General features: G+C 62.5%; 12 protein-coding genes, 1 tRNA gene and 1 riboswitch. Of the genes, 5 read left to right on the forward strand and 8 right to left on the reverse strand.

The features are described 5' to 3' along the window. The first annotated feature begins 55 nt into the window (after nucleotides 1–55). Nucleotides 56–1,207: a ceramide glucosyltransferase gene (locus tag ACYG97_RS27795; RefSeq protein ID WP_023732407.1), complete on the forward strand. Its 1,152-nt coding sequence runs from the start codon at nucleotides 56–58 to the stop codon at nucleotides 1,205–1,207. Nucleotides 1,208–1,218: 11 nt separating this feature from the next. Here the strand turns inward: ACYG97_RS27795 and ACYG97_RS27800 are convergent, their stop codons facing one another. Next, nucleotides 1,219–2,409, reverse strand: a complete 1,191-nt coding sequence (locus ACYG97_RS27800; RefSeq protein WP_023669633.1) for an O-succinylhomoserine sulfhydrylase — start codon at nucleotides 2,407–2,409, stop codon at nucleotides 1,219–1,221. Nucleotides 2,410–2,466: 57 nt separating this feature from the next. Next, a riboswitch (SAM riboswitch) is annotated at nucleotides 2,467–2,544 on the reverse strand. 140 nt (nucleotides 2,545–2,684) lie between these two features. On the opposite strand from ACYG97_RS27800, the gene ACYG97_RS27805 reads away from it, so the two are divergent. After that, nucleotides 2,685–3,779 (forward strand): 2'-deoxycytidine 5'-triphosphate deaminase, encoded by a 1,095-nt coding sequence (locus ACYG97_RS27805; RefSeq protein ID WP_023699517.1) that lies wholly within the window; start codon nucleotides 2,685–2,687, stop codon nucleotides 3,777–3,779. A gap of 101 nt (nucleotides 3,780–3,880) precedes the next feature. Continuing rightward, entirely contained in the window at nucleotides 3,881–4,651 is a 771-nt protein-coding gene (locus tag ACYG97_RS27810; protein WP_023681945.1) for an ABC transporter substrate-binding protein, read from the forward strand. A 17-nt stretch (nucleotides 4,652–4,668) separates the two neighbouring features. Here the strand turns inward: ACYG97_RS27810 and ACYG97_RS27815 are convergent, their stop codons facing one another. From ACYG97_RS27815 to chvE, 5 genes are all read right to left on the reverse strand, one after another. Further along, the gene (locus ACYG97_RS27815) at nucleotides 4,669–5,118 is read right to left on the reverse strand and encodes a hypothetical protein (RefSeq protein ID WP_031195624.1); all 450 of its coding nucleotides are present in this window, start codon (nucleotides 5,116–5,118) and stop codon (nucleotides 4,669–4,671) included. Between the two features lie 25 nt (nucleotides 5,119–5,143). Beyond that, the gene (araD1, locus tag ACYG97_RS27820) at nucleotides 5,144–6,139 is read right to left on the reverse strand and encodes an AraD1 family protein (RefSeq protein ID WP_023669636.1); all 996 of its coding nucleotides are present in this window, start codon (nucleotides 6,137–6,139) and stop codon (nucleotides 5,144–5,146) included. Nucleotides 6,140–6,341: 202 nt separating this feature from the next. Beyond that, complete coding sequence (gene mmsB, locus ACYG97_RS27825) at nucleotides 6,342–7,628, reverse strand: multiple monosaccharide ABC transporter permease (protein ID WP_023669637.1); 1,287 nt, start codon at nucleotides 7,626–7,628, stop codon at nucleotides 6,342–6,344. Then, the gene (mmsA, locus tag ACYG97_RS27830) at nucleotides 7,625–9,157 is read right to left on the reverse strand and encodes a multiple monosaccharide ABC transporter ATP-binding protein (RefSeq protein ID WP_023696689.1); all 1,533 of its coding nucleotides are present in this window, start codon (nucleotides 9,155–9,157) and stop codon (nucleotides 7,625–7,627) included. Before mmsA ends, mmsB begins: the two co-directional genes overlap by 4 nt. A gap of 122 nt (nucleotides 9,158–9,279) precedes the next feature. After that, nucleotides 9,280–10,350 (reverse strand): multiple monosaccharide ABC transporter substrate-binding protein, encoded by a 1,071-nt coding sequence (gene chvE, locus ACYG97_RS27835; protein WP_023681943.1) that lies wholly within the window; start codon nucleotides 10,348–10,350, stop codon nucleotides 9,280–9,282. A gap of 289 nt (nucleotides 10,351–10,639) precedes the next feature. Here chvE and ACYG97_RS27840 point away from each other — a divergent pair, with 289 nt between their 5' ends. Continuing rightward, nucleotides 10,640–11,647, forward strand: a complete 1,008-nt coding sequence (locus ACYG97_RS27840) for a LysR family transcriptional regulator (RefSeq protein ID WP_023681942.1) — start codon at nucleotides 10,640–10,642, stop codon at nucleotides 11,645–11,647. A gap of 4 nt (nucleotides 11,648–11,651) precedes the next feature. Here the strand turns inward: ACYG97_RS27840 and ACYG97_RS27845 are convergent. Continuing rightward, nucleotides 11,652–11,725, reverse strand: a tRNA-Gly gene (locus ACYG97_RS27845). 180 nt (nucleotides 11,726–11,905) lie between these two features. Between ACYG97_RS27845 and ACYG97_RS27850 the strand changes: the two genes are divergently transcribed. Further along, complete coding sequence (locus ACYG97_RS27850; RefSeq protein ID WP_023696688.1) at nucleotides 11,906–12,169, forward strand: DUF6460 domain-containing protein; 264 nt, start codon at nucleotides 11,906–11,908, stop codon at nucleotides 12,167–12,169. 68 nt (nucleotides 12,170–12,237) lie between these two features. On the opposite strand, the gene ACYG97_RS27855 is transcribed toward ACYG97_RS27850, so the two are convergent. Next, nucleotides 12,238–13,140, reverse strand: coding sequence for a histone deacetylase family protein (locus ACYG97_RS27855; protein WP_023732406.1), 903 nt, complete (start codon nucleotides 13,138–13,140; stop codon nucleotides 12,238–12,240). Between the last annotated feature and the right edge of the window lie 173 nt (nucleotides 13,141–13,313).

The following is a 13,313-nucleotide window of genomic DNA, read 5'->3' on the forward strand; positions in this document are numbered from 1 at the left end:
CATCTGTCGACTGACAAAGCAGCCGCGAGCGGCCTTTCCGGAGTGACCAGATCTCATGGAACTAGCTCTCACAGCCGCCTTCGCTTCCTCCGCTTTGCTTCTTTCCAATCTCGCCAGCATCCTGCTTGCTTCGTCGAAACTGCAAGCGCGTCGCCTTATCCCTCCGCCGTCCGACGAGCAGCCACCGGTCTCGATCGTCGTACCGTCGCGCGGCGTGGAGCCGTTCACACAAGAGACGCTGCAGCGAGCCTTCTCGCTCGACTGGCCGCGCTACGAACTGATCTTCTGCGTCGCTCACGCCGACGATCCCGTCGTCAAACTGATAAACAGGGCGATCGTCCTGTTTCCCAACGTGCCGGCCCGGCTGCTGATCGGCGACGACCGCGTCAGCAGCAACCCGAAGCTCAACAACTGCGTCAAGGGCTGGGAAGCGGCGCGCTATCATTGGGTTATTCTGGCGGATTCCAACGTGCTGATGCCAAGGGATTACGTCCAGCACCTGATGGCGGCCTGGCGGACCAATACCGGGCTTATCTGCTCGACGCCGATCGGCTCTCGGCCGGATGGCTTTTGGGCCGAGGTCGAATGCGCGTTCCTCAACACGCTGCAGGCGCGCTGGCAATATGCCGGCGAGGCGCTCGGTCTCGGCTTTGCCCAAGGCAAGAGCATGCTGTGGAACAAGCCGATGCTCGATACCAGTGGCGGTATCCGTGCGCTGGCCGCCGAGATCGCCGAGGATGCTGCTGCAACCAAGCTGGTCAACGGACTGGGCCTGCACGTCAATCTCGTTGCCTCGCCTTTCGAGCAACCACTGGGGCAGCGCCGACTTCCCGACATCTGGTCGCGCCAGGCGCGCTGGGCGCGGTTGCGCCGCGTCACTTTCCCGCTGTTTTTCGCACCCGAGATCCTGACCGGCGTCGCCGTGCCGTTGGCGTTGGCGCTGGTGGCGGCCGCAAGTGCCGGCATCAGCCTGCCGGCCACGGTGTTGGCCGTGCTGACGGCGGCCTACATTCCCGAATGCGCGCTGGCCGCGGCCAAGGGCTGGCACCTGTCGCTGCGCATGGTCCCGGCGATGATGGTGCGCGACATGATGCTTCCCGCCATCTGGGCGCGCGGCTGGCTGAGCGGCGCCGTCGACTGGCGCGGCAACATCATGACCATCGGCACCAAGACGGCCGAACTGGAAGAGGTTTCGTCGGGAGCGTGACGCCTCGCGGCCTATCCGGCTGCCTTCAGCGCCTGCGCAACGTCCTCCAGCAGATCGTCCGTATCCTCAAGACCGACCGACAGCCTGAGCGTTCCCGGCCCGATGCCAAGCTCGGCGCGAGCTTCGTCGCTGAGGTTCTTGTGCGTGGTGGTCGCCGGATGGGTGATCAGGCTCTTGGCGTCGCCGAGATTGTTGGAGATCAGCACGATGTCGAGCGCGTTCTGCAAGGCGAAGGCCGCCTGCTTGCCGCCCTTGACGTCGAGGCAGATCAGCGTCGATCCGCCCGTCATCTGCTTCTTGACGATGTCGGCCTGCGGGTGGTCGGCGCGGCCGGGATAGATGACGCGGGCGATTTCCGGCCGTCCTGCCAGGAAATCCGCGATCTTGGCCGCGCTTTCCGTCTGCTGGCGCACCCGAACCGGCAGCGTCTCCAGGCCCTTGAGCAGCGTCCAGGCGTTGAACGGCGACAGGCTCGGGCCGGTGTGGCGGAAATAGTCGTGCAAATTCTCGTCGATCCATTTCTTGTCCGACAGGATGATGCCGCCGAGACAGCGTCCCTGGCCGTCAATGTGCTTGGTCGCGGAGTAGACGACGATATGGGCGCCGAGCTGCAAGGGCTTCTGCTGCAAGGGCGTGGCAAAGACATTGTCGACGATCAGCCTGGCGCCGATCGAGGTGGCGAGCGCCGCCACCGCTGCGATGTCGACCACTTCCAGCGTCGGATTGGTCGGGCTTTCCAGGAAGAACAGTTTCGTGTTCGGCCGCACCGCCTTTTCCCAGTTGGCGATGTCGGTGCCGTCGACCAGCGTTGCCTCGATGCCGTATTTCGGCGCCAGCGTCTCCACCACCCAGCGGCAGGAGCCGAACAGCGCGCGCGCCGCAACGATATGGTCGCCGGCCTTGGCGCTGCACAGGAGCGCTGCCGTCACCGCCGCCATGCCGGACGCCGTGGCGCGCGCATCTTCGGCACCCTCCAGCGCGCACATGCGCTTTTCGAACATGTCGACGGTAGGGTTGGCATAGCGCGAATAGATGAAGCCCGGCTCCTCGCCCTTGAAACGGGCCTCGGCAGCCTGCGCCGTCTCGTAGACATAGCCTTGGGTGAGGTACATCGCTTCGGACGTCTCGCCGAACTGGGAACGCAGCGTTCCCCCGTGCACGAGTGCGGTCTGAGGTTTCCAGTTACGCTTCTTGGTGCTCATCGCTTTTGTTCCAGACACAAAAAAACCGGCCGCGAAAGTCGCAACCGGTCCATATGGCCTTGCGGCCCGACGGTCCTTTAGCGACTTGTTTAACGTGGCTGCAAGCCGACCGGCCAAATCACCACGGGATAACGACCCTTTAGACCTCACCTGCGCTTGCGTCAATTGCCGGCTTCATTAAGAGGTTTGTACCAGGCAGGTTCCGCAATAATATCCAGCGGTTTTGCGGCAAGAACCTGCCACAAAGAGACCGACCTTGGAGCGGAGCCAGCCTTTTGCGGCAGACAGGCATTCTTCCCGATCAGGACATTTCCGCGCTGTTTCAGTCCGGCGCGCTGAAGTCGCCGCGCGCGCTCGATGTCGACCAGGTGCAGCCGGCGAGCCTCGATCTCAGGCTCGGCGACAAGGCTTTTCGCGTGCGCGCCTCCTTCCTGCCGGGTCCCGATCATCTGGTGGCCGACAAGCTTCACCGGCTGAAATTGCACGAATTCAGTCTCGCCGAGGGCGCGGTGCTGGAAACCGGCTGCGTCTACATCGTGCCGCTGCTCGAAAGCCTGGCGCTGCCCGCAAACGTGTCGGCCTCGGCCAACCCGAAAAGCTCGACCGGCCGCCTCGACATCTTCACCCGGGTGATGACCGATCGCGGCCATGAGTTCGACAAGATCGCCCCCGGCTATCACGGGCCGCTTTATCTCGAAGTCAGTCCACGCACCTTCCCGATCGTCGTACGCGCCGGATCGAGGCTGTCGCAGATCCGCTTTCGCACTGGCAACGCGCTGTTGTCGGAGGCAGAACTGAACGAATTGCACCGCGCCGAGATGCTGGTGGCGACCGAGCCGCCCAACATTTCCGGCGGCGGCATTGCGCTGTCGATCGATCTCGACGGCGACCAGAACGGCCTGGTCGGCTATCGCGGCAAGCATCACACCGGCTTGGTCGATGTCGACAAGCGCGCCGCCCAGGATGCCGTCGATTTCTGGGAGCCGCTCTACAAGAGCGGCGCCGGCGAACTGGTGCTCGACCCGGACGAGTTCTACATCCTGGTCAGCCGCGAAGCCGTGCACGTGCCGCCGCTCTACGCCGCCGAGATGACGCCCTTCGATCCGCTGGTTGGCGAATTCCGTGTTCACTATGCCGGCTTCTTCGATCCGGGCTTCGGCCATTCGGCCTCAGGCGGCACCGGCAGCCGGGCGGTGCTCGAAGTGCGCAGCCACGAAGTGCCGTTCATCCTCGACCACGGCCAGATCGTCGGCCGGCTGGTCTACGAACACATGCTGAAGCGGCCGCAGGCGCTTTACGGCACCGATCTCGGCTCGAATTACCAGGCGCAAGGCCTCAAGCTCTCCAAGCATTTCCGCCCCGCCGGCTGAACCTTCGATCACCGTCAGGCAAAATACTTGCCTGCGCTGCCTCACCATGCTTGGCTGCCTTTCGGTGGCCGGCAAGAGAACGGCGCGCAAGGGGAACCAAAATGCAGATTTCAAGATGGATCATATCGGCAGCGAGCGCTGCCATGCTGGTGATATCGGCCGGCTCGCTGGCTGAGGCGCAGGAGAAATTGAAGATCGGCACCGAGGGCGCCTATCCGCCCTTCAACACCATCACCGCGGACGGCAAGATCGAGGGCTTCGACATCGACATTGCCAATGCGCTGTGTGCGCAGATGAAGGTCGAGTGCGAGATCGTCACCCAGGACTGGGACGGCATCATCCCGGCGCTGCAGGCGAAAAAGTTCGACGCCATCATCGCCTCGATGAGCATCACCGAGGAGCGCAAGAAACAGGTCGCCTTCACCAACAAATACTACACGACGCCGCTGGCACTGGTGGCGCCGAAGGACAGCGACCTCACTTCCACCGAACCGGCAGCCCTTGCCGGCAAGACGGTGGGCGCGCAGGCCTCGACCACCCAGGCCGACTATGCGCAGGACGCCTATGGCAAGGCCGGCGCCGAGGCGAAACTCTACCCCACCCAGGAAGAGGCGATCACCGACCTGCAGAACGGCCGTCTCGATGCCGTCATCTCCGACAAGTTCGTGCTGATGGACTGGCTGAAGAAGGCGAGCGAAGGCTGCTGCAAGCTTGTCGGCGACGTCAAGGGCACCGAGACCCAAGCCGGCATCGCTGTCCGCCTGGAAGACACGGCGCTGCGCGACAAGCTGAATGCGGCGATAGACGCCATCGTCGCCGACGGCACTTACAAGAAGATCCAGGCCAAGTATTTCGATTTCGATATTTATTGACTTCCGGCCCGCCGGAGTCAGCCGCGAAAGAGATACTCTTTCGCGGCGCCAAGGCAGGCATGAAAATGGCCGATAAACAGCAGTTCGCGTGCGGCCAAACGTTTCCTGCCCCAAAAGCCTTCGGTCAGTTTGACCTCGTCGAGCGAAGCGTTTGAGCCGCGCTTCAACGGGAACAACTGCTTGTCGAGGCAACCGAGGACATGGGCCTTGGCGGAGTCGATGCCGCAGACCTTGCCATTGTTGTTCAGCCTGTCGGTGCGAAGCGCTGATGTCATGTGATCCGTGTTGCGCATCAGAAAGCTCACCTGGGCTTTCGAATAGCCGGTTGCCAGAAGACGGCTCGTCATCGCCAAACGGGCTTCACGATAGGACTTCGGGCTGCACTGGCCGGCGCTAAAGGCCACCGACGGTTGGGTCAGGAACAGGGCCACGCCCGTGAACACAATGACAAGCCGCATTCCGTTCATTCCGGCTCCCAAATGTGATGCTGCCTCAAAGCGCCTTCACCGCCACCTTCACCGGCTGCTCGATCTCCAGCGGGTTGCGCAGCGGCAGGCCGAAATCCCCGGCCTCGATCTCGAACACGTCGCCGGCCTGAGTCTTGATGCCGTCGGCAAAGGACAGCGTCGCCGTGCCGAACATGTGCACATGCACGTCGCCCGGCTGGCGGAAGGCCGAATATTTGAAGTGATGATGTTCGAGATTGGCGATTGTGTGCGACATGTTCGCTTCGCCCGACAGGAACGGCTTTTCCCACAGCAAATTGCTGTCGCGATAGATTCGCGATGAGCCCCTGACGTCGGCCGGCAGGTCGCCGATCAGGATTTCCGGCCCGAACGAGGCGTTGCGCAGTTTGGAATGTGCCAGGAACAGATAGTTCACCCGCTCGGTAACATGATCGGAAAACTCGTTCGACAGCGTGAAGCCGACGCGGAACGGCGCGCCGTCGTCGCCGATGACATAGATGCCGGCGATTTCCGGCTCCTCGCCGGCGTCCTGCGCAAAGGCCGGCGACATCAGTGCGGCGCCCGGCGCCACCGCCATGGTGCCGTTGCCCTTGTAGAACCATTCCGGCTGCACGCCGGTCTGGCCCTTGGCCGGCTTGCCGCCTTCGAGCCCCATGCGGAACATCTTCATGGAATCGGTAAGCTGCTCCTCGCCGCCATCGCTGAGCTTCTTGTGCATGGAATCGCGCGTCGCCGCCGAGCCGAGATGGGTCAGGCCGGTGCCGGTCAGATGCAGATGCGCAGGATCGGGATGGTTGATCGGCGACACCAGCCGGCCCTTCTTGTAGACGGCGTCGAGGTCTATCGCTTCACCGAACCCCTTGCGCTCGATCAGCGCGGCGAGGCCCGTTCCGGTGCGCGCGGCTTCCATGGCCAGCGAATAGACGCTGCGGGCGCCGTTGATGATCCTGGTCTTGCCGCCGCCATTGCGGGCGACGACGCGGATGGTCTCGGCGTCGTCGAGGATCTGGGAGATTAGCATGATGAAATCCTCTCTCATGTGCCTTGGCCGGGTTGCCCCTTGGCAAACCTTGACCTGCGCGGCTCGGACCTCGCCGCGCCACGGGTTGAACTCTTCGTCCGGATTGCGCTCGCGAGCTCCATCCCTCGGGGGACTTCTTATGCCGACAACTTGCCGGCTGCGCCGCGACCGTATGCCTCCTGCTTGCCTCGCCTGAAGCTTGTCAGGCCTTGTTCTTGTTGTAGACGTCGAAGATCACGGCGCCGAGCAGCACCAGGCCTTTGACCACCTGCTGCCAGTCGACATTGACGCCCATGATCGACATGCCGTTGTTCATCACGCCCATGATGAAGCCGCCGACGACCGCCCCGATGACCTGGCCGACGCCGCCCATCGCCGAGGCGCCGCCGATGAACACTGCGGCGATGACATCGAGCTCCGAGCCGAGACCCGCCGCCGGCACCGCCTGGCCGAGACGAGCCGCGATGATCAGGCCGCCAAGCGCCGACAGCACGCCCATATTGATGAACACCATCAGCGTCAGCCGCTCGGTGTTGATGCCCGACAGCTGCGCCGCCTTGGGATTGCCGCCCATGGCGTAGATGCGCCTCCCGATGGTCATGCGCTTGGTGACGAAGACGAACAGCGTGATCAGCACGCCCATGACCAGCAGCACCACCGGCAGGCCGCGGTAGCTGGCAAACTCATAGACCAGGAACAGCGCCAGCGCGCTGGCGACCAGCGTCTTGACCACGAACAGGGTGAAGGGCTCGGCCTCATAACCATGGCGTTCTCGTTTGCGCCGGGTGCGGACCCCGAAATAGGCATAGGCGAGCACGGCGATCAGCCCCAGCACGACCGTCGTCATGTGCAGGGTCACGCCGCTGCCCATGATGGTCTTGCCGGCTGCGTTCACGACCGGCGGGACGAGCGTCAGTGGGCCGATCACATCCGGGATGAAGCCGGAGCTGAGCATCTTGAAGTCGTCGGGAAGCGGACCCACCGACGAGCCGCCGCCAAGCAACGCCTGGCAAATGCCGCGGAAGATCAGCATGCCGGCCAGCGTGACAATGAAGCTCGGTATCCGGTGATAGGCGATCCAATACCCTTGCGCGGCGCCGATCAGGCCACCCGCGACCAGGCAGACGATCGAAACCACCAGGGGATTGCTCAGCGGTCCGAGTTGCCAGATGACCATCATGTTTGCCGCCAGCGCGCCAATGAAACCGGCGACCGATCCGACGCTGAGGTCGATATAGCCCGATACGATCACCAGCAGCATGCCCAGCGCCATCACGATGATGAAGGAGTTCTGCTGCACCAGATTGCTGAGGTTGACCGGCTTGAACAACGTCCCCGACGTGGTGAACTGGAAGAACAGCATGATGACGATCAGGGCTATGATCAGTCCGTATTCGCGTAAATTCGTCGCCAGCGCCGAGACGGCGATGCGCGGGCGCTGTTCGTCGGCGACGTTGCCCTGCGGGGCGGGGGCGCTTTCGGTGCTCATGCTGCTTTTCCTTCTCCCCGGACGATGGCGCGCATTATCTTTTCCTGGCTTGCTTCCGCCGCCGGCATTTCGCCCACCATGCGCCCTTCGTTCATGACGTAGATGCGGTCGGTAATCCCCAGCAATTCCGGCATTTCCGACGAGATGACCACGATCGCCTTACCCTCCGAGGCAAGGCGCGCGATGATCGTGTAGATTTCATACTTGGCGCCGACATCGATGCCGCGTGTCGGCTCGTCGAGGATCAGCACGTCAGGGTCGGCAAACAACCATTTCGACAGCACCACCTTCTGCTGGTTGCCGCCGGAAAGATTGCCGGTCATCTGATAGACGCTTGACGCACGGATATTGGTCTTCTTGCGATAGTCGTTGGCGACCGCAAGTTCGCGCATGTCGTCGATCACGCTGTGGCGCGACACGCCGTCGAGATTGGCCAGCGTAATGTTATGCTTGATATGGTCGATGAGGTTGAGGCCGTAGGTCTTGCGGTCCTCGGTGACATAGGCGATGCCGTGTTGGACCGCCTTGCTTACCGAGGAGACATCGACCGGCTTGCCCTTGAGCAGCACTTCGCCGGTGATGCGGCGGCCATAGGAGCGGCCGAACAGGCTCATGGCGAATTCGGTGCGGCCGGCGCCCATCAGCCCGGCGATGCCGACCACCTCGCCCTTGCGCACATTGATGTCGATGCCCTTGATCACCTGCCGCTCGGCATGGAGCGGGTGATAGACCGACCAGTTCTTCACCTCGAACACGACTTCGCCGATCTTGGGCTCGCGCGGCGGATAGCGGTCGTCTAGCGAACGGCCGACCATCGAGGTGATGATGCGGTCTTCGGAGATATCCTTCTTGGCCAGCGTCTCGATGGTGCGCCCGTCACGGATGACGGTTACCTTGTCGGCGACCCGGTTGATCTCGTTGAGCTTGTGCGAGATCAGGATCGAGGTCATGCCTTGCCGCTTGAATTCGAGCAGAAGATCGAGCAGCGCCTGGCTGTCTTTCTCGCTGAGCGACGCGGTCGGCTCATCGAGGATCAAAAGCTTGACGTCCTTGCTCAGCGCCTTGGCGATCTCGACCAGCTGCTGCTTGCCGACGCCGATATTGGTGATCAGTGTCTTGGGGTCCTCCTTGAGGCCCACCTTCTTCAACAGGGCAGCGGTGCGCGCCTCGTTGGCATCCCAGTCGATGACGCCGTATCGGGCGTTTTCGTTGCCGAGGAAGATATTTTCGGTGATCGACAGCATCGGCACCAGAGCAAGTTCCTGGTGGATGATGACGATGCCCTTGTGTTCGCTGTCATGAATGCCTTTGAACTGGCATTCCTGACCCTGAAAAATGATCTGGCCGTCATAGGTGCCGGCGGGATAGACGCCCGACAGGACCTTCATCAGCGTCGACTTGCCGGCGCCGTTCTCGCCAACCACGGCGTGGATCTCGCCTTCCTCGACGCTGAGGTTGACGTTCGACAGCGCCTTCACGCCGGGGAAGGTCTTGGTGATGTCGCGCATCTCCAAAATCGTCGAGGCCATGGGAACTACCGCTCCTTGAGAGGTTGGCAAACACTGCCGGCGAGGTCGGTAACAATACCGGGCTCGCTGGTGAACGAAAAGGGGCCCTGCGTTGCGCAGGACCCCTGATTTTGTAACCGGGATTACTTCAGTTCGTCGGCCTTGATGTAGCCGGAGTCGACGACCAGTGCCTGGTAGTTCGACTTGTCGACCTCATGCGGCGTCAAAAGGATCGAGGGAACGACCTTGACGTCGTTATTGTAGGTCTTTTCGTCGAGGCCGTCCGGCTTGCCGCCCGAGAGCACCTTGTCGACGAGCTCGACGGTGGCCTTGGCCAGTTCGCGGGTGTCCTTGAACACGGTCGAGTATTGCTCGCCCGTGATGATCAGCTTGACCGAAGCAGTCTCGGCGTCCTGGCCGGTCACGATCGGCCACGGCTGGGCGTCGGTGCCGTAACCCACGGCGCGCAGCGAAGCGGTGATGCCGCGCGACAGGCCGTCATAGGGCGAAAGAACGCCATCGACGCGGCTGCCGTCCGAGTAGTTGGCCGACAGCAGGTTGTCCATGCGCGCCTGGGCGGTGGCGGCGAGCCAGCGCAGCGTGCCGACCTTGTCCATGCCGGTCTGGCCGGACTTGATCTTGATCGAGCCGTCATCGATCAGCGGCTGCAGCACCGAGATTGCGCCGTTGTAGAAGAAGAAGGCGTTGTTGTCGTCCGGCGAGCCGCCGAACAGTTCGACGTTCCACGGCTTGGTGTTCGGGAAGCGCTCCTTGAGGCCCTTGACCAGCGAGTTCGCCTGGATCACGCCGACGCCGAAATTGTCGAAGGTGGTGTAGTAATCGACATTGGCGGTCTTCTTGATCAGGCGGTCATAGGCGACGACGACGACGCCGGCGTCAGCGGCCTTCTGCAGCGCGTCCGACAGGGTCGTGCCGTCGATCGAAGCGATGATCAGCGCCTTCGGGCCCTTGGTGATTTCGTTTTCCAGCTGGCTGAGCTGGTTGGGGATGTCGTCCTGCGCGTACTGCAGGTCGACCGTGTAGCCGAGAGCTTCGAGCTGGGACTTGACGGCATCGCCGTCATTGATCCAGCGCTGCGAGGTCTTGGTCGGCATCAGCACGCCGACAAGACCCTTGTCGGCTGCATGCGCCGAGTAGGTCATGGCAGCGATGCCAAGGGCCGCGACGGCGGCCAGTGTCTTGATGATTTTCACGTAAAACTCTCCCTGGTTGATGGACGCGACACCTCGGGGCTTCGCGGGCCGCGCAGTCGGGCGGATGCGCCAAAGCGCCGCCGCCGTCATAATCGATCTCCGGTATCCTCCCAATCGGCCCTCAGATTTAAATCGATACGATTTTGCTCGTCATCGACCGTCAAGTCTTGAGGACGCGCGAAAGTGTGACCCTTTGCCATAACTGTCAAATGCGATCTTCGGTGGTTGCTATACCAAAACCGGTATATGACTAAACCGGGCTGGAACAGCGGCGGAAGCGGGAAAAGGCATGGCGGCTTTACGAGGTCCTCAGGGAATTTCAAGCGGTTACGATGAATTGCCCGGCGATGGCGAGACACTTCTGCGCAGCGGCTTGAGCCTGCGTCACATGCGCATGATCGCAGCACTCGACGATCACGGTCGGGTGAGCGCTGCCGCCCAGGTGATGAACATCTCGCAGCCGGCGGCCTCGCGCATGATTTCCGAGATGGAAGCGGTGCTTGAGGTCAAGCTGTGCGAAAGGCTGCCGCGCGGCATCACGCTCACCCCTTACGGCAAGGCGCTGGCCCGGCGCGCGCGCTCGATCCTGCTTGAAATGCGCGAGGCCGACCGCGAAATATCGGAGCTCAAGGCCGGCAAGGGCGGCTCGGTGTTCCTTGGCGCGGTGACGGCGCCGGCGATCGAACTGGCGGTCCCGGCGATCCGCGAGATACGCCGCCTCTATCCGCGCATCGAGATTACCATGCAGGTCGAGACGTCGAATGTGCTGGCGCGCGAACTGATCGCCACGCGCCATGATTTCATCATCGCCCGTGTCCCCGAAGACCTCAATCCGCGCCTGTTCGAATCGCGCGTCATCGGCGTCGAGAAGGCCTGCCTGATCGTGCGCCGAGGCCACCCGCTGAGCAACGGCCATCCTCTAAACAATGGGAAGGCGGTGAGGCTGGAGGACACCGCCGCCTTTGACTGGGTGTTCCAGTCGGGCGGGTCGCCGCTGCGCCAGGCGATGGAGAGCAATTTCCTGAACCGCAACATCGCCCTGCCGGACCGCATCCTCAACACCTCGTCGCTGCTGCTCACACTGGTCATGGTGGCGCAGTCCGACGCCATCGCCCCGGTGTCGATCCAGGTGGCAAAATTCATCCAGAACCCCGACGGTCTCGCCGGCGCCATCGATGTCGTCCAGACCGAGTTCGACATCGAGGTCCGCCCCTACAGCCTGATCACGGTGAAGAACCGCGTGCTGTCGCCGGCAGCCAAGATGCTGCACGATTTTATCTTGCGGGAAGTGGGATAGGAACTGGAGCGGGTAGAGGGAATCGAACCCTCGCGTTCAGCTTGGGAAGCTGACAAGCTACCATTACATCATACCCGCGTCGGCCTCTCGATATCATGATGGGCATGCTTCGGGCAATCGCCCTTGGACAGCTCTTCGGAAACGGCTGTTGGAAACCCGACCGATTGCGCCGGTCCGCCTGCCTTGATGCGGGCGCAGCAAGTGCGTATTCGTGGGTTTGTACCCCGAATCCGGGCACACCAATCTGGAGGCAGCCCCTTGTCCACAGTGACGCGCTTTCTCGGTGACTCGCCCGTCAGGGTGATCGTCAAGCTGCTGGTCGTGTCGTTCCTCGTCGGCCTGGTCATGAATGCGTTCGGCTGGACGCCGATGGACGTCTTCTACCGCATCCAGGGTTTCTTCATCGATCTGTGGAACCTCGGCTTCAACGCGGTCTATCGCTTCTTGGGCTATATCCTGCTCGGCGCCGCGATCGTCGTGCCGGTGTTCATCCTGCTCAGGCTCGCGAACTACCGGAAGTGAAGCGGAGGCATGATCCCGAAAAGTGGCAACCGGTTTTCGGAAAAGATTGTGCTCAAACCGAAGGCCACTCAGGCAAAGTCCGACGCCACCTCGAACAGGATGGCGTGGCGCGCGGCCAGCGCTGCGACATCGGTCGAATAGCCGCCGCCGATGACACCGCAGACCGGGATGCCCAGCGCGCGGAAATGACCGATCACCATGGCGTCGCGGGCACGCACGCCGTCATCGCTGAGCGATAGCCGGCCGAGCCGGTCCTCGGCATGCACGTCGACGCCGGCATTGTAGAAGACGATGTCCCAGTGCGCCTTGGCCGAGAGCTCCGGCAGGAGGGCGCCCAGCCGCTCGAGATAGGCGCCATCGCCGGTGCCGTCCGGCAGCGCAACGTCGAGATCGGAGGCAATCTTGCGCACCGGATAATTGCGCTCGCCATGCATGGAGAAGGTGAAGGCGCGTGGTTCGTCACTCAGTATATCCGCCGTGCCGTCGCCCTGATGCACATCGAGATCGACGATCAGGATTTTTTGGGCGGAACCTTCGGCTAGCAGCACCAGCGAAGCGACGGCGACATCGTTGAAAGTGCAGAAGCCCGCGCCTTGCGCATGCCGCGCATGGTGGCTGCCGCCGGCAGTGTTACAGGCAATGCCGTTGATAAGCGCCAGCCGTGCGGCCAGCACCGTACCACCGGCGGCGAGTTGCGCCCTGAGCGAAACGCGCGGACCCACGGGAAAGCCGATCTCGCGCTCGATCTTTTCAGGCACCGAACACGTGATGACTTGGTCGACATAATCAGCCGCATGGGCGAGCTTCAGCCAGGAGGCCGGCGCCGGCTCCGGCATCGACAGCGCATCGGCGTGGATCAGACCACTGATATGCAAGGCCTGCATCAGCAGCGGATATTTGCTCATCGGAAAGCGATGATTGACGGCGAAGCCGGCATCGTAGTCGGGGTGATGGACGATCTGCAGGGGCATGGCTAAAGCAATTCCAGCAAAGTGTGCAGCGGTTTTCGCAGGAGAGCGCGTAGCGCTTCCCCTTGGGAATTGCTTAAAACCAATACTCGGGTCCGGCGGGCTCGCGCCAGAAGAACATTTCGGTTGGCCGTCACGGCAAGAGTGATTGCGCGGTGGCCGGAAAATGGGGCACA

The organism is Mesorhizobium sp. W067 (genome assembly GCF_054719525.1).

Bases quoted from the DNA above. Each gene is read 5' to 3' on its own strand.
- ACYG97_RS27795 (WP_023732407.1), top strand. From the start codon at position 56: ATGGAACTAGCTCTCACAGCCGCCTTCGCTTCCTCCGCTTTGCTTCTT.
- ACYG97_RS27800 (WP_023669633.1), bottom strand. From the start codon at position 2,409: ATGAGCACCAAGAAGCGTAACTGGAAACCTCAGACCGCACTCGTGCAC.
- ACYG97_RS27810 (WP_023681945.1), top strand. From the start codon at position 3,881: ATGCAGATTTCAAGATGGATCATATCGGCAGCGAGCGCTGCCATGCTG.
- ACYG97_RS27815 (WP_031195624.1), bottom strand. From the start codon at position 5,118: ATGAACGGAATGCGGCTTGTCATTGTGTTCACGGGCGTGGCCCTGTTC.
- araD1 (WP_023669636.1), bottom strand. From the start codon at position 6,139: ATGCTAATCTCCCAGATCCTCGACGACGCCGAGACCATCCGCGTCGTC.
- mmsB (WP_023669637.1), bottom strand. From the start codon at position 7,628: ATGAGCACCGAAAGCGCCCCCGCCCCGCAGGGCAACGTCGCCGACGAA.
- mmsA (WP_023696689.1), bottom strand. From the start codon at position 9,157: ATGGCCTCGACGATTTTGGAGATGCGCGACATCACCAAGACCTTCCCC.
- ACYG97_RS27840 (WP_023681942.1), top strand. From the start codon at position 10,640: ATGGCGGCTTTACGAGGTCCTCAGGGAATTTCAAGCGGTTACGATGAA.
- ACYG97_RS27855 (WP_023732406.1), bottom strand. From the start codon at position 13,140: ATGCCCCTGCAGATCGTCCATCACCCCGACTACGATGCCGGCTTCGCC.